This window comes from Mesorhizobium sp. M5C.F.Ca.ET.164.01.1.1 (genome assembly GCF_004792125.1).
Lineage (GTDB): Bacteria > Pseudomonadota > Alphaproteobacteria > Rhizobiales > Rhizobiaceae > Mesorhizobium > Mesorhizobium wenxiniae.
This window is the reverse complement of the sequence record NZ_SRTG01000001.1, coordinates 2893968-2917592: the sequence shown is the minus strand read 5'-3', so window position 1 is coordinate 2917592 and position 23625 is coordinate 2893968. Positions and strand designations below refer to the sequence as shown.

Sequence of the window (23625 nt, the reverse complement as noted above, 5' to 3'; positions counted from 1 at the left end):
AGCTGCATCCGGAATGGCCGCGCGAGGCCTTGAGCGGCAGCGAGTGAGCAGGATACAGCCCCGGCATGCTGCAGACGATCATCGATGTTCAACGCGACATTTATCTGGCCTTCGCCGGGCACATAAAGACGTTCGCACAAGACGGCAACTGGGGGGCACTCGCGGCCTTCTTGCCGATGGGCGTCGTGTTCGGAGCGGTCCATGCGATGACGCCCGGTCATTCCAAGTCGGTGCTTGCCACGTACCTCGCCGGATCGTCGGCCGGACTGGGGCGCAGCCTGACGGTGTCCCTTGCACTCTCCTTCACGCACGTCGCCGCGGCGGTGCTGATCGCGCTCCTGGCGCTGCCGCTCGTGTCAGTCGCGCTGGGAACCGTCGGTCGTGCGCCATTGCTGGAAGATTTGAGCCGAGGCTTGCTCGGCGCGATAGGTCTCTGGATGGTGTGGCGGGCGCTCCGGCACGCGGTTCACGCCCATGGTGACCGGGAGGGTGTGGCGGTTGGCATCATGGCAGGCCTAATCCCCTGCCCGCTGACGCTTTTCGTTATGACATTCGCCATGATACGCAGCGTACCGGAAGCAGGCATCGCGTTCGCCGTAACGATGATGGCAGGGGTCGCGTTCACCCTCTCGGCCGTCGCCCTTGTCACGGTGTTCTTCCGCAGCCAGCTGATGAGTCTGCTGAAATCGCGCCCGAGACTCGTTGCGGTGGTGACCCGCTCGGCCGAAGCGGTCGCCGGCACAGTCCTTGTCGCCGTTGCCCTCCATGAAATCCTGTGAATGACGGTGTCGTCCTGGTTTGCTCAGTCGTCAGCGATGGAACTCGCCACCATCAATCCGTCCGCTGACGGCGAAGCCGGGAACTTCAAATTGACGAATTGCTCGCGGCCGCCGGCGATCAGTATGTAGAGCCTGGATATCTGTAACCCATCTCGTTTTTCGTCGATCTTCTCAGCATCAGTCCGGCTGAAAGAGCTCTTCAGGAAAGTCTCGTGATCGACATCGGTCATGGCGACGGTGCATGTCTGCACCGCCTTACCGTCCAACTTGCTTTTGTTACGCCGACTATGGCCCCTTTCGGCATGGTATCGTCTGCCGCAGTTGTCCACGTCTTGCCTCATTGACATTCGCGATGGGGGACAAGTTCGGAAAAGCATCATAGGAAACCGGGGTCCATCGAAGCCTCCCCGCCGCTGCTGCTGTCCGGTCGAAATCGGGACCGTGTGCCAGGCAGGTGCTGTGGAAGGCTTCCAGTGGGGGTACACCGATGATGCCGGATAAAAGGCGGCGAACAACATGAGGAGGAAGCGAGGCGACATTTCGCGCTCTGAGCCAGCTCAAAACGGTCGACACCTTTCAAACGCTTTGCCGCCGCGATCGATCCCTCCTGGCTAAACGTCACAACCGACAAGGCTGCATCACCGCTCCTCTGGGGGCTTCAAGTGCCGGAACTGCATCAGCAGCAGCAGGTCATAAATGATCTTCAATGCACCGCAGATGAGGAGGGGCCAAGCTCGGAAAGAGGCAGCAAGCAGAGCGCCCGCAAGCGCCGGACTGGCTGCCGCGGCCAGACTGCGCGGGACAGAGGTGAAGCTCGCGGCCGCCGCCCGCTCCGCTTCCGTGACAACGGCCATGACATAGGATGAGCGCGTCGGGACATCCATTTGCGAAAGCGCAGCGCGGACCAGCAGCAGGGCCAGTGTCAGAGGTAGCGTCGGCGCAAGCGCCGCCAGCATCAGGGCGATGCTGGACGGAATGTGTGTGAACACCATCGTGTTGATAAGTCCGATGTGCCGGGACAGCCAAGCTGCAACGGGGAATGAGAACGCCGAAAGCACACCGGACCAGAAGAAGAAAAATCCCGCCTCCGAAAGCGACAGGTCGAATTTTTCGAAAAGCCATAGGGCAAGCAGCGACTGGACGACAAAGCCGCCGGCGAAAGCATCAAGGCTAAAAAGGGCCGCAAGCTGGAGAACGATATTGCGCGAGGGGCCGAGCGCGGACGCGGTACGTGTGTCCGACGTGGGACGGCGCTGCGGGATCCGCGCGTAGAAGAGGCCGCCGAGCAGGCCGAGCAATGCGTAGAGCACGAACATGGCCTTGATGCCGGTGAGTTGGTCGAGGCCGGATGGAGCAACAAGATCAGGGGTTGCCGAAGCGAGTGCGCCAACGGCGCCTGCAAGCGCACCCACCAAGCTGTAACGCGCGAACATCTTCGTTCGCGCGGCATCAGCGACTTCGCGTGTGAGCACGGCATGCTCCAATGGTACGAACACGCTGACGCTTCCGGCCGACGGGTTGATAGTGCCTGCGAACGCGACCACCAAAAGCAGCGCGTAGTCATTTACCAGGGCAAAGGCCACACCTGTGGCGACCATCAGACTGGCGGCGGCAAGCAGGAGACGGCGGTGATCGTGTCGAGCACCAAGGACTCCGACGGTGATGGTCAAAAGCGCTGAACCGAGCAGCGATGCGGTCGCGATGATGCCGACCTGCAGAGGCGCGAAGCCCAATGCGAGCAGGTAGACCGGCAACAGAACGGCCACGAAGCCATCGCCCATATCGCGCAGGGCTCGGGCCGCAAAAAGAAAGGTCGTCGGGTGGATCCGCTGCACTGGCCTGGCCTACTCTAATGGCTTGCGTCGGCGTCACCGCCGCTCGGCAAGGCGGAAAGATCATGACGGAGTCGCGTTAGATATTCCAGCGAGGCGAGCATCGGTTTTGTTGGACTGGAAGGGGAGAACCTGCCCCTGCCAGCCACTGTAACGCCTGGGCGCGCATTCGTTCGCTGACGCCACCGATCTTGCGTCTCAGTTCGCTAAAGTGCTGCGTTGCGGTTTCCAAGGGCAATGAGCAGCGGCGCGGCGGGCCGCTACGCTACGATATTGCACTTACGCATTATCTCGAGAAGCAGCGGGCCTGCCGGGTATCAACGGTCCGCCCGTTCGATTTCTGGATCGCCGTGATCCGCGCATGCGCGCTGATCCCGCGTCTTGGGCGTGATATTTCCCGCGATCGCGTCCCTTCAACCCACGCATCGGTAATAAAAATGCACTTAAGTTGATCGACGATTTTGGCTTGAGGCTGGCGCAGATCGAAGCAGAGATAAGCAGGTCGTTCCGGCGTCGGTGAGCACGAGAGCGGGTTTCGGCTCGACCTTCAACGCCCTTTCTTACCGTGTGAACTTCCCCGCTCCCGGCAGCCTCATATCCCCGACCCATCCAGCAGCGGGACATCTTCTTCGTCCCAGGGGCTGGGCAATGAACCCTTGCTCAGATTGGCTGTCGGCAGCGGCATCCAGCACTTCAGCTCGGGTTCGGCGTATTCAACCACGCGTCCGGGCGACGAGTCGGAAGCACGCCACCCTTCGCTGCCGAACTGGTCGGCTCGAGACCAGTAAGCCAAGTCGACTTCCGCCGGCCCCTGTTCCGACGGCCGAACCGTGACAAGAATTCGGCTGCCATCCCTTGGCGCGCTCGACATGTGACGCCACCGATCGGGCTCGTCCATCGTAATCTCCTCGCGCAGTCTGCATCTCGGCTGTCCAGACGAATAGTCGCTTCGCGTACAACGCCGGTCAACCCGAACTTTGCGCAGGACAGTCTATGGTTGGCAGCCTGCCGGTCTGGCGCGACGTGGGCTCGCGGTCAAACCTTCGCCTTGACTGCCCAGGCTCTGGTTTTCAGGGGAATGGATCCGTCCTCGCCGCGCGGCAGACTATCGCGGAGCCTCTCCATCAATCTCTGGCGAGCTGCGGGGGCGAGACTCATGCAATAGCCGGGCGCGGGCCCTGCACCCAGGGTGAAGGGGTGCCAGTAGTCTTCAAAGTCCTTGAACACGGCCGGCATTTCAATCCGCGTGGAGTCGATGGAAACCAGGCCCGCCTTCTCGGCGAGATCGGTCAATCCATCTTGTGTGCAAAATGGAAAGCGCCTGTCTTCGGTAAGGTCGATGGCGCCGGGGTCAAGCGCAGTCGCAGCGGTCCAGAAGGCCCGCATGAATTCCACCCCGCCGCCGGGGTAATCCCACACATAGAACCCAATCGTCGCGCCGGGGCGGGCCACCCGCCTCATCTCGGCGAGCGCCTTTTGCTTGTCGGCGATGAAGTTGAGAACGAGCGCCGACACGACCATGTCCTTGCTGCCCGATTTGACAGACAACGCCTGCGCATCCCCTGCGAGAAACTCGACGCGTTCGTCCGGCACGTTTGCACGCGCCTTGGCGAGAAAACCCTCCGATGGGTCTATGGAAACCAGGCTGCTGGGGTTGCAGCGCGCCAGGATGGCTGCCGACAGCGCCCCGGTTCCGCAACCCACCTCCAGCCAATCCAGCCCTTCTGCCGGATCGAGCCAATCCAGGAACAGTGGGGCGATCTGACGGCTCCATCGCCCCATATAGAGGTCATAGCTATCTCCGGCCTGCCAAGCGTCGTGACGTGCTGCCTCAGCCATCGCAATCTCCTCCAGGGACAATTTCAGACATTGGGCCGCAACGAGAATACGTTCGCCTCAACCCCGGGAACAGAGGCATAAGAGTGCGGTTCGGGCTCGAAATGCACAGCAGAGTGATCAGACGCTTGACCTCTCCGGTCCCGAGGGAAATCGCCTGCTGACGCAGGCGATCGATCGGCTCGTTTCGTGGGCCCTCCGGGCCGGTTCGCCGGCTATCGCCGCGTTGCCATACTGGGAAATTCCACCACGTCTGCGGGCGGACGCTTGTACTGGGCTGCGGCAATTGCATCGATCAGAATATCCAGAGCCGCACGAGCCGTGCTGCTCGTCTCGTCATCGCCGCGCAAATAGTGGCAGGCTCGTTCAAGATGGAGGTGGGCGGCGGCAAAGTCGCTAGTCATGGATTCTCCTTTTGCCCGCCGTTCCCCAAGGATGGCCATCTCGATTTACCCGAAGGCAAATATCCACAGCTGGATTTGAATCAAATATGGCCGGTTAACCGGATCTTCAGCATCTCGAGGCGACCTTGCTGCTGCGGACACGCATTGAGTTCCGCCTCAGGCAACAGACCCGCTCCGGAGACCGGGGCGGGTTTTTGCTTGAATGGTGCTCGGGCGGAACCGGCATCCGCAATTGGCGCGCAGGCTGGCGTCAGTTGCGGGACAGAAGAGGATGCCGAACGCCTATCCAATGCTCACGCGCTGCGCTATCGCGGCTGAGCCAAGCCAACTTTATGCACCGAAGCGGCCTGTTGAAAAGGGCGTGAGACTTACGGAGCTACCGCGGCCGGCAATCAGGTCAGCGACCATGCGGGCCGTGATCGGCGCCACGGTGAGGCCGAGATGACCATGACCGAAGGCATGGATCACCCTGGGGCTACCATGCGACGGACCGATGACCGGCCGGGAATCGGGCAGCGACGGCCGGAACCCGAGCCATTCGGATGAAGACCGACCGAGTTGGGGAAAGAACTGCCTGACACCGCGATCGAGCAGCGCCAGCCGGCGCGGATTTGCAGGCGCTGCAAGCCCGCCGAGCTCGACGGTTCCGGCGACACGCAGCCTGCCAATCATCGGCGTCATGTAGAAGCCGAGATCGACCGGACAGACTGGACGATTGAGCAGAGGCGCTTCGGTCGGGAATTCGAGATGATAACCGCGTTCGGTCTCGATCGGGATGCTGTCGCCGGCCTGCATGGCCAACGCCCGCGATTGCGCGCCCGCGGCGACCACCACCGTGTTCGCCTTGATGCGAAGGCCAGAACCGCTGAGCCTGACACCGTCCGCCTCGACCCGCAGCCTGGTTACACCGGCCTGCGCTACCAACACGCCGCGGGCGGTCCCGGCATCGAGCAGCCGCCGCATCAGCGTCTTTGGATCGGTGACGTTCATCGAATCCGGGAAGTACAGGCCGCTGGCCCCGGTCGGGGGCAGGCTCGGCTCCAGCGCGGCCACCTCCCCCGGCGTCAGAACCTCTTGATGGACGCCGAACCCGGCGCGCAGCGCCCTGCCCCCGGCCGCCTTGGCGAAATCGCTTTTGCTGCGATACAGGTAGAGACAGCCGTTGCGGCGCAGCAGGTCGGCCATATCGGCCTCCTTCACCATGTCCTCCCAGGCCGGCAGGGCCTCAGCCAGAAGCCCGGCGAGCGCCAGCGCGTTGGCGCGAGTGGCCGCCGGAAGCGACTGCCGCACAAAGCGGACCAGCCAGGGCGCAAGCTGGAAAAACGCCGGCCAGCGCAATGCGAAAGGGCTGTCCGGATCGAGGAGCAGTTTTGGCAATTGGCGCAGCACGGCCGGGTTGCCGACCGGCATGCAGGCATATTCAGCGAGCGTTCCGGCGTTGCCGAACGAGGCGCCGGAGCCGGGCTCGTTGGGGTCGATGAGCAGCACCTCGCGCCCCTCGGCCGCAAGCCGGAGTGCCGTTGCCAAACCGACAATGCCGGCGCCGACTATGGCGACTTCCACGGTTTCCAGTGCTGCCATCCTAGACGAAGCCAGGCAGTTGCAGATGCCCGGCCGCGAGCAGTTCGGCCATGGTGTTCAGAGCCGTGCGCAGATCGTCGAGCGAGCGCGCGGCGCCGACATTGATGCGTACCCCGTGCTGCACCGGCTCGCGCCCAACCGCGAAGGCATCGCCGGGAAGAACGGCAACGCCACGTTCCAGGCAGGTGCGAGCGAAACCCGCACCCCGCCACGGCTCCGGGAGGCGCAACCAGGCATGGGTCGAGGTGGCGTGGCTCTGGACATCGTACCGGCCGAGGATTTCGGTGAGGATGGCCTGGCGCTGGCGAAGCTCCTGCTTCTGGGCTTCGATGATACGCGCCGCCGCGCCCTCTTCTATCAGTCGCGCGCCGATCAGCGCGGTCAGAGGGCTGATGCTCCAGCAGTTGATGCGCAAAGCCGCGGCGACCTGGCCGGCTATGGCGCGTGGCGCGATCACAAAACCGAGGCGCAGTCCTGGGGCAACGCACTTCGACAAGGCACCGATGTGAACCGTCAATTCGGGCTCGAGGCTGGCAAGCGACGGCGGCGGATTGTCCGCCAGCGGGCGGTAGACGTCATCCTCGATGATGAGGACGTTATGGCGACGGGCCACAGCCACCAACTCGTGCCGGCGTTCCTGGGGTAGCGTGATGGTGGTCGGGTTGTGCAGGGTCGGCACCAGGAAGACCGCGCGCGGGCGGAGCTGCGCGCAGGCCGCCTCGAACGCGTCGGCCCGCATGCCGCCACGATCCATGGCGACGCCTCTGAGCTCTAACCCATGCACCCGGCACAATGCATTGATGCCCTGATAGGTCACTTCGTCGGCGAGCACGACGTCGCCTTGCCTGGTCACCGCGCCAAGCACACAGTCCAGCCCATGCTGGGCGCCCGCCGCCAGCACCACCCGGCCGGGATCGCCGTCGCCTGCCGCCGGCCGCATCCACTCGGCGATTGCCTCTCTCGCCCACAGCGGCCCCTCAGGCGGGTGATAGTCCTGAAGCGTGACGTAGTGCCGGTCTTTGGACAGGCGCGGCAAAAGCAGCGCCAGCGCGTCGAGATAGGCCGAGGTCGCTGGTCTGTTCACGGAAAGATCGATGACGCCGGTGTCTTCGCTCGGAGCCGACACGAAACCTGGTCCTTCGCCGCCGTTGCGGGCGGCGACCGTGGTGCCGCGCCCGGGCCGCGCTTCGAGCAGCCCGCGCCGCTGCAGCGTCGACAGCGCGCGCGTCACCGTGGTGACGTTGATGCCAAGTGCGCGGGCAATCTCGCGCTGCGGCGGCAGCCGGTCTCCAACGGCAAGCGTGCCGGCTGTAATCCGTTCGGCAATAGCGTCCGCGAGGCGCCGGTAGACCGGGCCTTCATCCGAGGCGAGTTGCAGGTCCTGAAGCATGTGGATTGGCGGTTTCAGTGTGTTGACACTCTGGCTACCGGCGCATCTAGCATAAGACAATGCTCCGGACAATAGCACTTGTCCGGTACCAGTTTTCAAAATCCGCCTGGAAAATCTCACACAATACCAAAAAAAGCGGCTTGACGGGCGAACTTGTCTGCATCTATGGTTCTTTGGCGATCGATTGTGTGAGCATACAAGTTTGGTTTGCCGCTCTTGTGCGGGCGGCGTCATGCGAGACCGACCCATGCACGGCAAGCACCACCCCGTTTCGACAAGCGGCCATTGCCGCCGCTCAACGGATTTCCGTCCGTGATCGCCGAAGCGACAGTCCTGTCAGCCGACAGCGCCGCTGCGGCACCGGACGCCGGCCGGCAGGGATTCGTCGAATTCGTCGATGTCGAGAAATCCTATGACGGCCGGACTTTCGCGGTGACACGGCTGAACCTCAGCGTGGCGCGCGGCGAGTTCCTCACCCTTCTCGGCCCCTCCGGTTCGGGCAAAACGACGACGCTCAACATGCTCGCCGGCTTCGAACGGCCGACCGGCGGCGTCATTACGCTTGAAGGCCGGTCAGTCGACAGGCTGCCGCCCTACGAACGCAACATCGGTATGGTGTTCCAGAACTACGCGCTGTTTCCGCACATGAGCGTCGAGGAGAACGTCGCCTTCCCGCTCTCGGTCCGCAAGATCACCAAGGCGGACGTTGCATCCCGCGTCGGCCGCGCGCTCGATATGGTACGGCTGCGGCAGTTCGGCGACCGGCGGCCGGCACAGCTTTCCGGCGGCCAGCAGCAGCGTGTCGCGCTCGCCCGCGCGCTGGTGTTCGAGCCAAGCCTCGTGCTGATGGACGAGCCGCTCGGCGCGCTCGACAAGAAGCTGCGCGAGCATATGCAGCTCGAGATCAAGCAACTGCACACGATGCTCGGCGTCACCATCGTCTATGTGACGCACGACCAGAGCGAGGCGCTGACCATGTCGGACCGCGTTGCCGTGTTCAACAATGGCGGGATTGCCCAACTCGGTTCGCCTGATGATCTCTACAACACGCCGCAGAACTCCTTTGTCGCCAGCTTCATCGGCGAGAACAACACGCTGGAAGGCAAGGTCGAGCGCGTTTCCGGCAAGGAGTGCCGCGTCACGCTGCACGGCGGCGGTTCGGTCGCCGCGCTGGCCATCGGCGTCGCCAAGGGCGCGGCCTGCCATGTCGCCATCCGCCCGGAGCGGCTCAAGCTCGCGCCCGCTTCGAACGGAGCAAATGCGCTAGCCGCCACCGTCGATGGCCGCATCTATCTCGGCGACCACCAGCGTCTTCTGGCCAGGCTGGAAAACGGACAGGTGCTGACCGTCAAGGTTGGCCCCGAAGCGACCATGGGCAACGGGGAACCGGTCACGGTTTCCTGCGCGCCCAACGACTGCCGTGCCTTTCCGGCCGATGCCGGGACGGGCGGTTCCATCTCGAAAACAGGGGAATAAGAACAATGAAAATCACAAAGGCCCGGCTGTTCGCCTTCGCGGCAGCCACAGCATTCATCACCATGGGACATGCCGCCTTCGCCGACGAACTTTCGATCATGGCCAGCGGCGGCGCCTGGCAGGATGCCCAGCGCAAGGCATGGTTCGAGCCGTTCAGCAAGGAGACTGGGATCAAGATCGTCGAGCAGGAATATCTTGGCGATCTCGGCAAGGTCAAAGCGATGGTCGACACCGGCAACGTGCCGATCGATCTGGTGACGGTCGAGACCGCGACCGTGCTGCAGGGTTGCGACGCCGGCATTCTCGAGCGGCTCGACTATTCCAAGATCGCCCCCCGTGAAAAGTTCATCGAAGGTTCCGCACTCGACTGCGGCGTCGGTCTCGACGCCTATGGCGATGTGCTTGCCTATGACCCCAACGTGCTGAAGGAGGCGCCAACCTCGGTCCTCGACATCTTCGACACGACAAAGTTTCCGGGCAAGCGCGCGATGCGCAAGTTTCCGGCACAGAACCTCGAATGGGCGCTGATGGCCGACGGTGTCGCGCCAGCCGATGTTTACGAGGTGCTGGCAACCCCCGAAGGCGTCGATCGTGCGTTCAAGAAGCTCGACACCATCAAGCAGGACATCGTCTGGTGGGATGCCGGCGCGCAGCCGCCGCAGCTCCTCGCATCCAAGGAAGTGGTGATGACCACCGCCTGGAACGGCCGTATCCAGAACGCCATCGACAAGGACGGGGCGCCGTTCAAGATCGTCTGGAACAACCAGATCCTCGAATACGACATGATCGCCATTCCGAAGGGCGCCAAGAACCCGGAGCTGGCCTACAAATATCTTGCCTATATCAGCCAGCCGGAAATCAACGCCAAGCTCGCCAGCTATATCACTTACGGGCCGGTGCGCATCGATGCAGCTTCCTTTGTCGCGCCGGACGCCCTGCCGAAATTGCCGAACGCGCCTGACCACATGACCGCTTACCTAGTCGCCGATACCGAATTCTGGGGAGACTATGGCGAGGATCTGGTCAAACGCTTCAACGCCTGGCTAGCGCAGTAGGGAAAATGTCGGCGCTTGAGCCCACGACCACGAAACTGGACCGGCCGCGGCCAAGCCGCGACTGGTCGGCCGCCGATTCCGGCACAGCAAAGTCGGTCGCGGCAGCGCTTCATCGCGCCGATTTCGGCGACCGGCTGCGGTCGCTGGCGCTGGCGGCACCTTTGCTTGTGCTGCTGGCGCTGAGCTTCGGCATCCCGATCGTCCTGCTTCTGTCGCGCGCCGTCTATGATCCGACGATTGCCGACGCCTTACCGCAGACCAGCCAGGCATTGCGCGGCTGGAACGGCACGGGACTGCCCGACGACGCTGCCTTCCTGGCTCTTGCCGCCGACCTCCGGAGCAATCAGGCCAAAGGCACCGCCTATGAACTCGCCAAGAGCCTCAACGCCCGCCTGCCGGGTGCACGCAGCCAGGTGCTCAAGACGGTGCGCCAACTGGAAGCCGCCGACAGGCCGCCGCTGGAGGTGATGAAAGCCGTGCCGTTCTGGTCGGCGCCGGGCACATGGCCGGTCATCGAGAGCGGCACCCATAGCGTGACGTCGTTCTACCTGCTGAGCGCGCTTGATCTGCGCTGGAATGCCGATGGCGGCATCGAAAGGGTGCCACCCGAACAGGCGATCTTCGTGCAGGTGTTCATGCGCACATTTTTCGTCGCCGCAGCGGTGACGCTGGCCACGCTCATACTGGGCTTCCCCCTCGCCTACCTCATCGCCTCCGTGCCGAAGGGCCTCGCCGCCATCCTCATCGTCGCTGTGCTGTTGCCGTTCTGGACGTCGATCCTGGTGCGAACCGCGGCCTGGACGGTGCTCCTGCAGAAATTCGGCCTGGTCAACGACCTACTGCTGTGGCTAGGCGTCGCCGACGACCGGCTCGACCTCATGTACAGCCGCATCGGACTGATCATCGCCATGACCCACATCCAGCTGCCGTTCACGCTGCTGCCGATCTACAGCGTCATGCGCACCATCCAGCCTTCGCAGATGAAGGCTGCCTATTCGCTCGGCGCAAAACCTTTTACCGCGTTTCGCCGCGTCTACCTTCCACAGGTCTTTCCGGGCGTGATGGCCGGCTGCCTGCTCACCTTCATCCTCTGCCTCGGCTATTACATCACGCCGGCGCTGATCGGCGGCGCCAGCGACCAGCTGATCAGCAATTTCATCGCCAGCTACGTCAATGTCGAACTGAACTGGGAGATGGCGGCGGCGCTCAGCTTCATCCTGCTCGTCTTCACCCTGGCGCTGTTCGGCATCTTCGCCCGCATCCTCGGCCTCGACCGCCTCAAGCTGGTGTAGCCATGTTGCTGTCTCCCTATCCGACGACAGGCGAAAGAATCCGCATCACCCTGCTCTGGCTGTGGTGCGGCATGGTGATCCTGTTCCTCCTCGTGCCGATCCTCGTTCCCGTTCCCCTGTCGTTCAACAGCGGCGCCTTCTTCATCTTCCCGCTGGAGGGAATTTCGACACGCTGGTACGAGGTCGTGCTTGGAACCCAGCGCTGGCAATCGGCGATCGGCAACAGCCTGATCGTTGCCTTCGGCACGACGCTGATCGCAACGACGCTGGGCACCTTGACGGCAATCGCGCTTTCCGACGAAAAGTTCCCCGGTCGCCGCATTGTCATGCCGCTGCTGTTGTCGCCACTGATCGTGCCAGTGGTGATCACCGCCGTCGGCTCGTATCTGTTCTACGCACGTGTCGGACTTGCCAGCACCTATGCCGGCATCATCCTGGCGCATACCGCGCTCGCCAGTCCGTTCGTCGTCGTCACGGTGGGAGCGAGCCTCACCGGCTTCGACCGCAATCTGATGCGCGCCGCCGCCATCTCCGGAGCAAAGCCCATCACATCGTTCTTCAGGGTGATGCTGCCCCTGATCCTGCCCGGCGTGCTGTCAGGGGGGGCCTTTGCCTTCGTCACCTCGTTCGACGAGGTCGTCGTGGTGCAGTTCCTGGCCAGCGCCAATCAGCGCACCATGCCGCTCGAAATGTTCATCGGCCTGCGCGAGAAGCTGAGCCCGGCGATCACCGCCGCTGCGACGCTGATGATGGCACTGTCGATCATCCTGCTCATTGTCGCTAATCTTCTGGCCCGCCGTGGCAAGCAGCGACCACGCATCGAGTAGGAATATCGTGCGGCGGTCGGCCAGAACCTCTAAAGGTCTGCCCGGGTCAGGCCGCTTTACGCTGCGATTTCCATGTCTCGTGGTGCTTGCCCCACGCCGACATGATTGTCACCGCATCGTTCAGGCTAAAGCCGAGCGGCGTGATCGAGTATTCCACGCGAGGCGGCACCTCGTCATAGACGCGCCGGCTGATCAGCCCGTCGGCTTCCATCTGCCGCAATTGTTGCGTGAGCACCTTCTCGCTGACGCCAGGCAGCAACCGGCGCAGTTCGGCGAAGCGGTATGGCCGCAGGTGCAGTTCCCATAGCAGCGAGGTTTTCCACTTTCCGCCGATGGCCTGCAGCGCGGCAGCAAAACCGCAGCTGTCTGGTTCCTTGCGCCTCATTTGGCAGCTCCTGTCATGATGGCGATAGCTTACCTCAAGGTGCGTACTTCTCAACGCAGCAAGAATTTATATCTTCGGATCGAGCGCGCCAAACATGAAACGGACCCTCGTCGAGAGGGCCATCAGTTTATCGGAGAAGTTCCTATGGCATCAAATGTCTGCGTGCTCGGCGCGGGCCGAATGGGCTCGTCCATTGCTCGAGCGCTGCTCGACCGCGGCTATCCAACATGGGTCTGGAATCGGACCGTGGCAAAGTGCGAGCCATTAGCGGCCCTTGGCGCGAAGGTCGCCCCCTCGGTGGAGGCTGGAATTGAGGCGGCCGAGCTCGTGATCATCAATGTTCTCGACTATGCCGCCAGCGAGGCTTTGCTGAAGCGAGGTGACGTCGCTTCGGCATTGGCCGGCAAGGCCGTCGTACAACTCACCTCCGGCTCACCGCGTCTGGCGCGGGAAGAAGCGCGCTGGGTGGAAGCGCATGGTGCCGGCTATCTGGACGGGGCAATCATGGCAACTCCGGACTTTATCGGCAAGCCAGAGACCGCACTGCTTTATTCGGGTTCTCGCGACGTTTACGAGAAGCAAAAGCCCCTGCTTTTCGCACTCGGCGGCGGCACGAGCTATGTCGGGGAGCTGCCGGGTCAAGCCTCTGCGCTTGATACCGCTCTGCTCACCCAGATGTGGGGCGGGCTCTTCGGAGCGCTCCAGGGCATGGCCGTCGCCGAGGCCGAAGGTCTCGACCTGGCGACGTTCAGGAGCCATCTTTCCGGATTCAAGCTGGTTGTCGATGCCGCTCTGTTTGACCTGGTGGATAGAACGAATGCACGCCGTTTTGCCGGCGACGACGCGACCCTGGCGTCATTGGGTGCCCACTACAGCGCCTTCCAGCATCTGCTTGAGGCATGCGAGGAGCGAGGCCTCGACGCGGCTATGCCGCGCGCCATGGATATGATCTTTCGGCAGGCGCTCTCGCTCGGGAGCATGGAAGATGATTTTGCATCTCTCGCGCCCCTGTTTCGAAGTGGTTCGCCGCGCAAAGCCGAGAGCCAGTGAATGCATAGCGGCAACACAAAGCGAACCGCGATCTGCTCATGCCGGGGCGTGGAACTTGTCCTCGCCGGGGAGCCGCGACGCGTCTATGCGTGCAGTTGCATGGAATGCCAGCTCTGCACCGGAACGGCGTTCTCGTACCGGGCCATCTACGCCGACTCTGCCCTCATCGGCCAGAAAGGCGAGACCAGGTCCTGGCGCAGAACCGGCTTGTCGGGACAATGGTTGGAGCAGACATTCTGCACGACGTGCGGCTCGGTCGTCTTCATGCGGGCAGAAGGGCTGAAGGATGCGCTATCGGTATCGGTCGGCTGTCTGGAGGACCCGGAATTCCCGCCCCGACAATGCTCCATTGGCCTCACAGAAAGCATAAATGGCTTTGCTTGGAGGGTGTGCCCGAAGCAGCCGCCTCTTGAGAGCGGGTCACCAAGCGCGATACTTGGCTTGCAGCAGGCTGGCATCGTGAGTTCCGGCAACGTCTCCTTCGGCAATCGATTTCCATTCAAGAAGGTTGCCGGTTGGATGGATGGCTGTCGCGGGCGACTGCGATCCCAAGACTCACTCGCAGCACTCCTTTGCAACACTTTGCGCTCCGCGACGTTCTCTCAAGACACGCTCCGAAGCCGATCGTCGCGGCAAGCTCTCGACTTCCTCCCGAGGGCTGCCTGAGGCTCCGATGGCAAATCCAATCACCGGAGCGAGGAGGCTCTGTCGGCTTCGCTGGCCGGCCACGGAAAACCGGCAGGCCGATCATAGTCGCCTTCGGTCGCATTGTGGTTGAGCCGGCCGAAGGAGGACGCAATGACAAAAGAGAGCAACAACACGCAGCAACTCCTGCAGTGCATGACAACCGAGCATTTCGTGCTGCAGACCGCCCGCGCAGCCACGATTCAAGAAGCGAACCAGCGCGCCAATCTGTTCCTCACGTCGGTCTCAAGCGTAACGATCGCTCTGTCATTCGTCGCGCAAGTCACGGAAATGGGTATGCCCTTCGTGCTGTTCAGTCTGATCCTGCTGCCTTGCCTGTTCTTCATCGGTCTGGTCACTTTCGTGCGCGCCGTGCAGGTTGCGATCGAGGATATGGTGCACGCCCGTGGCATGGCGCGGATCCGGCACTATTACGTCGAACTCGCGCCGATCATGCAAAAGTACCTCATCCACTCCACGCGCGACGACCGCTCGGCGGTGCTCGTCGACAAGGGACTGAGACCATCGCCCCTGCAGTATTTCATGACGACCGCAGGCATGGTGAGTACGATCAGCGGCGCGATCGCAGGCGTCTTTGCGGGCATAGTTGCGACATCGGTGATCGGCTCGGGGATGGTTCTCGGCGTGATTTCCGGAATTTTGGCCTTCGTAGTAAGCATCTTGCTTCTGCGCCGTTACCACGATCGAGCTTGGGCGGCAGCCGAGCAGAAATTGATGACACATTTCCCGGGCGCGCCCGGGAAATGATGTCTTGCGGGCCGGCGCAAGCCGGCTGGCTATCGGCTGAATCCTGCAAGGGCCGTACGTATGGCCTGCCTGGCCGCAGAACGAGATGGTGCTGTGATGATGGCTGATGACAATGGTCTTGCGGCGGCCGGCACTCGACTTGAGCGTCTCGACAATTGCCGCTTCCGACCATCCGTCCACTGCATTGGTGGCTTCGTCCAGGATGAGGATATCGGGATCGCGCACCATGGCCCGTTCGGCGTCGCCAGCCGAGGCCGCGTCCTGCCCGTGGATTATGTCGCTGCAAATCGCGCAGTCATCAACCGAAGACCAGCACAAGGTCCCGCGCACGCGAGGCCGAAGTTGCGGGCGGCCGCCAATCCGCGCCGCGCGGCGCCAGTTGACCGGCTTGTTCAGTACAGGCTAATAAGGCAGCGCTACGCGACCGATCCTTGTGTCTGTTTTTCGGATTTGGCGTTGCTTCGTCACGGTTCGAACCCGCCAGCTACGATAGTCAGGCTGAATGACCGACCTCATTTGCCTCGAATTCGCGCAGGATCATGGAAGAGCGGTCCTGATTGCAATGCTGGCGTCATCCGTTGTTTACCAGCTCCTGCAGAAAAAACGAAGGCTCCAATGATCCAAGACAATGCCACGGTAGGCGTCGTGGTGCCGATGTTCAATGCCGAGCGAACCATTCGCGCCACCTTGACCAGCATCTGCCAGCAGGAGCATCAGCGGCTGGACATTATCGTGGTGGACGATGGATCGACGGACCAGTCCGCCTCGATTGTGGCCTCCTGTGCTGAGAAAGATCGGCGTATACGCCTAATGAGGCAGTCGAACGCCGGTGTTGCGCAGGCTCGCAACAGCGGTGCGGCCTCGACCGATGCCGAGTTTCTGGCGTTTGTCGACGCGGATGATCTCTGGGCCCCATCCAAGATCGCACTGCAACTGCGCGCCCTGCAGGAAGGCGGCTCTTCTGCGGGCCTGGCATATTGCTGGTTTGCCCAAATCGATGAGAACGGCCGGGTATTCTCACTATCCTTCCGGCCCGATGCCGATGGCCGCGTTCTGCAACGGATGTGCAGAATGAACTTTGTCGGCAACGGAAGTTCGATGCTGGTGCGTCGCTCCGCATTCGAGCGGGCGGGACAATTCGATCCTTCGCTGAGGGCCAGGAATGCACAAGGCTGCGAGGATCTTCTAATGTGCCTCAGAATAGCGGAAAATTACGAATTCCGCGTCGTGCCTCAGCATCTCGTGGGTTACCGGATAACGAACGTCAACATGTCGAGCGACGTCATGCAGATGCTTCGTTCGTGTGAGATTGTTCTTGCCGAGTTTCGCGAAAAATATCCGCAGTTCGGCAGCGATCTCGATGCGCATCTGGTCGATATGATCCATTGGCTTGCGTTGAGAGCTTTGATCGGCGGGCAGCTTTACGTAGCCTGCGACCTATCGAGGAGACTCTTCGTCCTGGATCCGCGCACGGCAATTTCTCGCCTGCCCAACATGGTAGACGTTTACTGCAGGGCCAGGTTGGTTCCTCGCTGGGTCAAGGTTGGAGTGAAACGGATGCGCAATAAGAACGCCAAGTTCCGTCCGCTTTATGAAGAGACCAGCTGGTGAATATCAGCGCGTCACTGTTCGGGCGGTTGCGGCGGCTCATCCGCTTGGCGGCAGCACCTGCATGGCGGGGCCGACTATCGTCGGACTTGGTTTGGCCGCGGCGGTTCTCGAAGATGCCGGCCTCTTCCTGTTCATTCCCCTGCTCCAGAGTCTCGGAGCGTCGTCATCTCAATCCGGCAAATGGCAGCCGATATTTGACCGGCTCCTGGCGCCCGTCCCGGAACACCTGCCCGTCGATTGCCGGTGCCAGCCGCGACGATCGCGTCCGTACTTGCGGATGCGCAGGCTTCGAATATCATGTCAGTTTTCTGCTGTCTGCCGAGATTGCGCTTCCTAGGCGGGGCGTCGCTCAGCACCTGCCATTTCAGCCGGTCTCAGATCACGGGGGTCAGGGTGCCGGCACCTTGTGTTTAAGACCTTAAGCGCGGCCTTCGACGGGAGCGGACGGATCAATACTCCTCGGACCTGACTCGCGAAGCTGGCGCGGCGTCGGCGTCTTGAGGGCCACCTGGACTCGCCTTCGAAGCCACTCTGGAGGAAATGGCTGGCAGATGAAGGTCGGATCGGCGTCAAAAAAACGCCCGGAGGTACAGATGGAATGCGGTGAGGTCGAAACCATGCGCTGTTTAACAGCGAGCAGTCTCGGCGCAAAGCGACGCAGCCGCCGCCACAGGGCTTGTGCAGACGGCTTTGCGAAGACATGAAACAGCGCGGCCGGATCGATCAGTGCTGCGTGGACAAGCGGAGCGATGGCCGCGCCTGGCGACGTGCGGGCGGCCTCGGTGCCATAATACGCTGAGGCCACGCCATCGGACCAACGAAACAAGAAAGACGCTAGCTTGGGATGTTGCGTGCGGACTGTTTCAAGGACGATCCGGTGCGATGTCAGCATGACGACATGCCTGGTCGACATAGAAGATGGTGATCGCCGGTAACCAATCAGATACTCCGGAACGACATCATAATCGCAGATCGCGGCAATGTTGAGCTGCATCTGCAAGTCTTCGGCTCCTTGGGCGCCTGCTGCTCTGAGCGACGGGTCGTATCCCCCGGTTGCCGTAAGAACTGATCGCCTGATTAGCGGTGAACTTGCGTTGCCGATAAAATTCTCAACCAGCAGCCAGTTGTGGACGTCCCCGCGAGCGAGAGTTGGCGGGGAGCATTCGATCACCCAATCATCATCATCGATGACCCGATACCACGCGTAGACAAGGCCGAGAGACGGCCGCGACTGAAAGAGGCTATGCTGCTTTTCCAGCTTTGTCGGGTGCCACACATCATCCGCATCAAGTGGCGCTATAAATTCACCCTTCGCCGCATGAATTGCCAGGTTTCTGGCGGCAGCAACCCCTTGGTTCTGCTGTCTCAGATGAGAAATACGCGGATCACTGGTTGCAAATGCCTCGACGATCTCAGCGGTCCGGTCGGTCGACCCGTCATCGACCACTATGATCTCTAGCTGTTTGAAAGTTTGCGAGGCGGCCGACTGGAGGGTGTGTCGGATGGTCATTTCCGCATTGTAAGCAGGAATGATGACGGAAACTGCGGGTTGCATATCGAAAAAACCTGCTTTTGATGAAGGATAAAAGAAAGACGGGAGCGCCACCGGCCCAAACACTAGCATGCTCGAGCGGGACAGTATCAAGCCGCGCCTCTCCCTACTGGCTACTTCAACGTCTGAGAATTCGCGCGGTCTTCGCACTTACGGCGGCGACATGTGCTAATATGCTGGTTTCAATCCGCCCAAACTTGTGGATGCCTTCATGCTTCCTTTCATTTCGCTCACATCCGTGCCCGTGGCCTCGTGGTCTTATTGCCATCAGCTATATGCTTGAACACTCACATGTATCGCGTTTCTGCCGATGGGGATGGCATCCGCGGTCGGACATGAGCGTGGTTTTTACGGTTCCTGCGGCGGGAGACCGATGGTGATTCCGCGCGTTCTCCTGCAGCTTGGTCGGCTGGTCCGGCTTCGGCGCCTGCGCCGTGCTCCCATCATACTGATGTACCATCGCGTTGCAGACATCGCCGTCGATCCGTGGAGCCTAGCCGTCCATCCGGCGAGGTTCGACGAACAAATCGAAGCGCTGACGCGGAGCCGGCAGGTGGTGCATTTGCATGAGCTGTTTGATGTCATCGCACGGGGAAAGCCAGACAAACCGCTTGCGGTTGTCACGTTTGACGACGGCTATCACGACGTCTACAGCAACGCTCGCCCTATCCTGCAGCGTCACGACTGCCCGATGACGCTGTTTGTTGCGACGGGAGCAATCGGAAGCGGCAGAGAATTCTGGTGGGATGCGCTCACGCGCATCTGTCTTGAGACGCCTGAACTGCCTGACCAACTCGACATCGCGATCGAGGGAGGCAGGCATCACTGGCTTATCCCGAAGATGGTGGATCAGGCCGGCCGTGACAAAGTCTACCGGGAGGTATGGTCGGCGCTCCGAACGCTGCCGTATGAGCGACAGAACGCGCACGTCGAAGACATTGCGAAATGGGCCGGCGTTGGTCTCGAAGCCAGGCCAGAGCACTGTATTATGACTCCCGGGGAGGTTGGTGACATCAGTGACGACCTTATAACAATCGGCGGTCATACGGTCAGTCATCCCACGCTTCCGGCCCATTCCTTCGCGACCCAGCTTCGCGAGATCGTCGACGGCCGTTCGGCCTGTGAGCAAATGACAGGAAAACGCGTCCTCTCGTTTGCATATCCATTCGGAGACCATGACGCTCTGTCGGTATCTGCCGTACGGGAAGCGGGATTTGAGTTCGCATGCACGACGCGCGCCGGGTGCGTCGCGCCCGAGGCAGACGTGCTGCGTTTACCTCGATTGTATGTCGGCAACTGGTCAGGGGACGAATTCTTGCGAAAAATCGAGGATCATCTGTTCTAATGAACGCACAGCAAACTACCATTATCACTCCTCGACGCGGCTGGTTTGACCTCGATTTCTGGCACCTGTGGCGCTATCGCGATCTGCTGCTCCTGTTCGCGATGCGCGACATCAAAGTCCGCTACAAGCAGACCTTGCTTGGTCCGGCTTGGCTGATCCTGCAGCCCCTGGCGCTTACCGCAGCCTTGACCACCGTCATCAGCGGTATCGCGGGCATTTCAACCGGTGGCCATCCCGCGCCAATCTTTTATCTGACAGCGCTGGTGCTGTGGTCGTATTTTTCCCAAGTCGTCTCCACCGCGAGCCAGGTCTTCATTGCTAACGGTCATCTTTTCAGCAAGATCTACTTCCCGCGACTCGTCGTTCCCGTGTCGTCGCTGCTGTCGAACGGTGTGGCCCTGGCGATCCAGCTTGGCGTCGCATTGGCCTTCCTGCTCTGGTACCAACTGACAGGAAAAGTGGACGGGTTGTCGTGGCGCCTCGCGTTCTTTCCGCTGGTGATCATCCAGATCGCGGCATTCTCGTTGGCTGTGGGGCTTTGTCTAGGAGCGTCAACCGCGAAATACCGCGATACAGCTCATATGACTCCGTTCTTGATTCAGATCTGGCTGTTCGTGACGCCGATCATCTTTCCTTTTTCGGCCATTCCCGAGCAGTACCGGACGCTGACCGGATTTCTGAATCCGCTCGCTGTCATAATTGAGGAAGGGCGCTGGTGCTTCCTCGGCACCTCGGCAGTCGGTGCGCTACAAATCGCTGCAGCGCTTGTCACGACCTCGGTCGTGCTGTTCATCGGCATCGTGATCTTTCAACGCGTCGAGCGAACGGCCATGGACATGCTGTGACGAGCAATGACAACCCTTGCGGCCCCGTAGAGGGTGAAGGTCGCCTTTCGTCGGCCGCCGCGCATTCTGCACAATGGGCACGACGCCGATGCCATTGATCTCCGTCATCACGCCTTTCCTCAATGTCGAGCGGTTTCTTCCGGCCGCGATCGAAAGCGTGCGCGCGCAAACCTTCACCGACTGGGAAATGCTACTCATTGACGACGGATCATTCGACGGGAGCGTTGCGATCGCGGTGGCTGCAGCAGCCGCAGATCCGCGAATCCGTTTCATTCGATCGAACGGCGAGCGTCGCGGCGCCGCCGCGGCGCGCAATGCCGGAATCGCGGCCGCGTCGGGCATGTTCTTCACGTTCCTGGATGGCGACGATATATTTGAGCCGGAAAAATTCGAGACGGAACTTGCGATCTTTGATGCGCATCCTCGCATCAAGCTCCTTTACGGACCGACCCTGTGGTGGTTCCCCGATGAGCCGCACAGGAACTGGACCGACTCGATGCCACGCCAATCGGACCGTCTGCACATGCCGCCCGACCTGCTCGACCAGGTCATCGTGCGCCAGCGGGCTCATGTGCCGTGCATCTGCTCGATCATGGTTCACCGCGAAGCTTTGGTAGCGGTGGGCGGCTTCGATGAGGCGTTCGAGCTCTACGAAGACCAGACCCTTCTGGTAAAGCTGCTGTTGCGCTATCCGGTATTCGTGACATCCACGCCCACCGGCCGCTACAGGCAGCACCTCGATTCGACATCGGCCAAGGCGACTGCTTCCGGCATCTACGATCGACTGCGCCCGCATGCTGCTCGCATTGGCTTCCTCGAATGGGTTGAGATGCATGCGTCGACCTCGGGATTGATGACGCCGAAGTTGCAGCGGGCGCTCCGCTTCGCATTTGCGCGCTATCCGGCCCAGCGTCGGCCCCTGACACTTCGCGATAGGTTTGACCTCGCCATCGAAGCCGGACGCCGGTTCGCTCGGCGGCTGACGCCACGCCGCATCCTGTCGAAGGTGTTCAGGCTGCTGACGAGAGCACGGAAGTAAGTGGGCGGGACCGGTGGCGCGGATTGGATCGCGAACCGAGCCTGAGATTTCTGATATCAACGATACCGTTTTATGTGAATGACAAGTCGCATCGCCACGCTGGGGGCGACGTGCTAAAACTGACGAGTGTCCATCATATCTGTGCCAAAATTCTGTTTGTGACGCCTAAGGTCGCGTTCGATTTCTAGCAACGAACACCAGCCCGTTGCCTCTCTGCGAAGCTAAGGAGAATTTGGCTGTTTCATGATCGCAGTCGTCATAACAACTTACAACCATACTCGGTTTCTTGAGGAAGCCATTCAGAGCTGTCTTCGTCAAAGCCGGCCGATGGATGAAATTATTGTCGTGGACGACGGATCCACCGACAATCCGGCATCGGTTGTCGAGCGTCATCCAGGCGTGCGCCTGATCAGGCAGGACAATTGCGGGCTCGCGGCCGCCCGAAACACCGGACTGGAGGCTTCCAGATCCGATTACATCATCTTTCTGGACGCGGATGATCGTCTCCTTCCGAATGCAATTGAGACGGGCGTGCGAATGCTGGTTGCGCATCCAGATGCGGTTCTCGCTTACGGAGCTCATCGCTTCATCAATGGAAGCGGTGCGATCGAGTCAGACAAGCATCACGTCGCGCTTATTGAAGATCCTTATCTTCAGTTACTGCGGACGGGAAACTTCATTGCGATGCATGCGACCGTGGTTTATCGGCGGGAGAGGCTCGCGGCCATGGGCGGGTTCGACACTTCAATGCGGTCCTGCGAAGACTATGAGCTATTCTTGCGAATCGCCCGGCGCGGTTCGATCGTAACGCACGACGATCTCGTCGCCGAGTATCGCATGCACGGCGACAACATGTCGAAGGATCGATCAATGATGCTCGCTGCAGCATTGTCGGTGCTTGACAAGCAGTTGGCAGGTCCGGTTGACGACGATGTGCGTCTTGCAGTCCGCGATGGTAGGCGGTTCTGGAAGACCTACTATACCGGAGAGTTGACTACTGAGGCCTTGCGCGCGATCCGCGCCGAACCCGCCAAAGCGATTCGCATGCTGCGGCAGGCTTTGCAGATGTCGCCGCCGATCGCGCTGCAAACGGCGGCATTTAGGATAAAGCGCAAGGTCGGCAGGCGTGTGCAACGGTTGCTCGGAGCTTCCGGCGCCGATTGGCGGGCTCCGCCCGTCCGTTCGGTGCGGTTTGGGGATTTCGCACGCACGATGCCGATGAGCCGCTCATTTGGATATGATCGCGGCAAGCCAATAGATCGGTATTATATCGAGAATTTCCTACAATTGAATGCGGCCGACATACATGGCCGTGTGCTGGAAATCGGCGACAACAGCTACACGATGCATTTTGGCGGTGCTCATGTCGCCAAGAGCGACGTGCTGCATGTTGATCCCGATAGTCCAAACGCGACCATCATCGGCGACCTGTCGCAACCCGGAGTCCTGCCGTCAAACGCCTTCGACTGCATCATCCTCACGCAAACACTTCATCTGATCTTCGACATGTCGGCCGCGGTCGCTGCACTGGCCGAAGCGCTCAAGCCCGGGGGCGTGCTGCTGCTAACTGTTCCTGGCATCACCCCGGTCGATCGCGGCGAGTGGGGCAGCACGTGGTTCTGGTCATTGACGCAGGCGGCTTTGGCGAAGTTGCTTGCGAAATCCTTCAGCACGGCGAATATGGCGCTCGAAACTCACGGCAACGTCTTTGCGGCAGTTTGTTTTCTCCAGGGGCTCGCCAAGGAAGAAGTTTCTGACCAGAAGCTCGACGTCCGGGATACCGCCTATCCTATCGTTGTCACGGCGCGCGTCGTGAAGGACGGGCTGACCGCGGATCAACCCGGCAGTCGAACCGCAAATGTTACGGCTTGAGA

The 23625-nt window shown here is 61.3% G+C and carries 22 protein-coding genes; 13 read left to right on the top strand and 9 right to left on the bottom strand.

Features of this window, described 5'->3' with window-relative positions:
* Positions 1 to 65: 65 nt before the first annotated feature.
* Positions 66 to 779 (top strand): sulfite exporter TauE/SafE family protein, encoded by a 714-nt coding sequence (locus EN807_RS14300; RefSeq protein ID WP_065009025.1) that lies wholly within the window; start codon positions 66 to 68, stop codon positions 777 to 779.
* 23 nt (positions 780 to 802) lie between these two features.
* Here EN807_RS14300 and EN807_RS14295 read toward each other — a convergent pair whose 3' ends face one another.
* The 7 genes from EN807_RS14295 to EN807_RS14260 all read right to left on the bottom strand — a co-directional run bounded on the left by EN807_RS14295 (position 803) and on the right by EN807_RS14260 (position 7822).
* Entirely contained in the window at positions 803 to 1009 is a 207-nt protein-coding gene (locus EN807_RS14295; protein ID WP_135935373.1) for a hypothetical protein, read from the bottom strand.
* A gap of 408 nt (positions 1010 to 1417) precedes the next feature.
* Positions 1418 to 2560 (bottom strand): MFS transporter, encoded by a 1143-nt coding sequence (locus EN807_RS14290; protein ID WP_246684156.1) that lies wholly within the window; start codon positions 2558 to 2560, stop codon positions 1418 to 1420.
* Positions 2561 to 3203: 643 nt separating this feature from the next.
* Positions 3204 to 3509 carry a hypothetical protein gene (locus tag EN807_RS14280; protein ID WP_023799134.1) on the bottom strand — a complete coding sequence of 102 codons (306 nt, stop codon included), beginning with the start codon at positions 3507 to 3509 and terminating at the stop codon, positions 3204 to 3206.
* Positions 3510 to 3646: 137 nt separating this feature from the next.
* Complete coding sequence (locus tag EN807_RS14275; protein WP_135935371.1) at positions 3647 to 4450, bottom strand: class I SAM-dependent methyltransferase; 804 nt, start codon at positions 4448 to 4450, stop codon at positions 3647 to 3649.
* A 212-nt stretch (positions 4451 to 4662) separates the two neighbouring features.
* Positions 4663 to 4851: a fumarate hydratase gene (locus tag EN807_RS14270; protein ID WP_135935370.1), complete on the bottom strand. Its 189-nt coding sequence runs from the start codon at positions 4849 to 4851 to the stop codon at positions 4663 to 4665.
* Between the two features lie 330 nt (positions 4852 to 5181).
* The gene (locus EN807_RS14265; RefSeq protein ID WP_135935369.1) at positions 5182 to 6432 is read right to left on the bottom strand and encodes an FAD-dependent oxidoreductase; all 1251 of its coding nucleotides are present in this window, start codon (positions 6430 to 6432) and stop codon (positions 5182 to 5184) included.
* A 1-nt stretch (position 6433) separates the two neighbouring features.
* Positions 6434 to 7822: a PLP-dependent aminotransferase family protein gene (locus EN807_RS14260; protein WP_135935368.1), complete on the bottom strand. Its 1389-nt coding sequence runs from the start codon at positions 7820 to 7822 to the stop codon at positions 6434 to 6436.
* 333 nt (positions 7823 to 8155) lie between these two features.
* Between EN807_RS14260 and EN807_RS14255 the strand changes: the two genes are divergently transcribed.
* From EN807_RS14255 to EN807_RS14240, 4 genes are read left to right on the top strand one after another with little or no spacing between them, the layout of a single operon-like run.
* The gene (locus EN807_RS14255) at positions 8156 to 9298 is read left to right on the top strand and encodes an ABC transporter ATP-binding protein (RefSeq protein WP_135935878.1); all 1143 of its coding nucleotides are present in this window, start codon (positions 8156 to 8158) and stop codon (positions 9296 to 9298) included.
* A 5-nt stretch (positions 9299 to 9303) separates the two neighbouring features.
* Positions 9304 to 10353 carry an ABC transporter substrate-binding protein gene (locus EN807_RS14250; protein WP_127315105.1) on the top strand — a complete coding sequence of 350 codons (1050 nt, stop codon included), beginning with the start codon at positions 9304 to 9306 and terminating at the stop codon, positions 10351 to 10353.
* 5 nt (positions 10354 to 10358) lie between these two features.
* Complete coding sequence (locus tag EN807_RS14245) at positions 10359 to 11645, top strand: ABC transporter permease (protein WP_135935367.1); 1287 nt, start codon at positions 10359 to 10361, stop codon at positions 11643 to 11645.
* 2 nt (positions 11646 to 11647) lie between these two features.
* Positions 11648 to 12472: an ABC transporter permease gene (locus EN807_RS14240; protein ID WP_135935366.1), complete on the top strand. Its 825-nt coding sequence runs from the start codon at positions 11648 to 11650 to the stop codon at positions 12470 to 12472.
* Positions 12473 to 12518: 46 nt separating this feature from the next.
* Here EN807_RS14240 and EN807_RS14235 read toward each other — a convergent pair whose 3' ends face one another.
* Positions 12519 to 12857, bottom strand: a complete 339-nt coding sequence (locus EN807_RS14235; RefSeq protein ID WP_135935365.1) for a helix-turn-helix domain-containing protein — start codon at positions 12855 to 12857, stop codon at positions 12519 to 12521.
* A gap of 15 nt (positions 12858 to 12872) precedes the next feature.
* Between EN807_RS14235 and EN807_RS14230 the strand changes: the two genes are divergently transcribed.
* The 4 genes from EN807_RS14230 (at position 12873) to EN807_RS14215 (ending at position 16970) form a co-directional block, all read left to right on the top strand.
* The gene (locus EN807_RS14230) at positions 12873 to 13907 is read left to right on the top strand and encodes an NAD(P)-binding domain-containing protein (RefSeq protein WP_246684092.1); all 1035 of its coding nucleotides are present in this window, start codon (positions 12873 to 12875) and stop codon (positions 13905 to 13907) included.
* Positions 13908 to 14573: a GFA family protein gene (locus tag EN807_RS36520; RefSeq protein WP_348640238.1), complete on the top strand. Its 666-nt coding sequence runs from the start codon at positions 13908 to 13910 to the stop codon at positions 14571 to 14573.
* Between the two features lie 132 nt (positions 14574 to 14705).
* A complete protein-coding gene (locus EN807_RS14220) occupies positions 14706 to 15359 on the top strand; it encodes a hypothetical protein (protein WP_135935364.1) in 654 nt (217 codons plus the stop codon).
* A 615-nt stretch (positions 15360 to 15974) separates the two neighbouring features.
* Positions 15975 to 16970: a glycosyltransferase family A protein gene (locus tag EN807_RS14215; protein WP_135935876.1), complete on the top strand. Its 996-nt coding sequence runs from the start codon at positions 15975 to 15977 to the stop codon at positions 16968 to 16970.
* Between the two features lie 418 nt (positions 16971 to 17388).
* Here EN807_RS14215 and EN807_RS14205 read toward each other — a convergent pair whose 3' ends face one another.
* Positions 17389 to 18615: a glycosyltransferase family A protein gene (locus EN807_RS14205; RefSeq protein WP_135935363.1), complete on the bottom strand. Its 1227-nt coding sequence runs from the start codon at positions 18613 to 18615 to the stop codon at positions 17389 to 17391.
* A gap of 280 nt (positions 18616 to 18895) precedes the next feature.
* On the opposite strand from EN807_RS14205, the gene EN807_RS14200 reads away from it, so the two are divergent.
* The 4 genes from EN807_RS14200 (at position 18896) to EN807_RS14185 (ending at position 23623) form a co-directional block, all read left to right on the top strand.
* Positions 18896 to 19867 carry a polysaccharide deacetylase family protein gene (locus tag EN807_RS14200; protein ID WP_189522414.1) on the top strand — a complete coding sequence of 324 codons (972 nt, stop codon included), beginning with the start codon at positions 18896 to 18898 and terminating at the stop codon, positions 19865 to 19867.
* Complete coding sequence (locus EN807_RS14195; RefSeq protein WP_189522413.1) at positions 19867 to 20712, top strand: ABC transporter permease; 846 nt, start codon at positions 19867 to 19869, stop codon at positions 20710 to 20712. The genes EN807_RS14200 and EN807_RS14195 overlap by 1 nt, the downstream gene beginning before the upstream one ends.
* Positions 20713 to 20800: 88 nt before the next feature.
* A complete protein-coding gene (locus EN807_RS14190; RefSeq protein ID WP_189522412.1) occupies positions 20801 to 21751 on the top strand; it encodes a glycosyltransferase in 951 nt (316 codons plus the stop codon).
* A gap of 243 nt (positions 21752 to 21994) precedes the next feature.
* Positions 21995 to 23623 carry a glycosyltransferase gene (locus EN807_RS14185; RefSeq protein WP_135935359.1) on the top strand — a complete coding sequence of 543 codons (1629 nt, stop codon included), beginning with the start codon at positions 21995 to 21997 and terminating at the stop codon, positions 23621 to 23623.
* Positions 23624 to 23625: the final 2 nt, after the last annotated feature.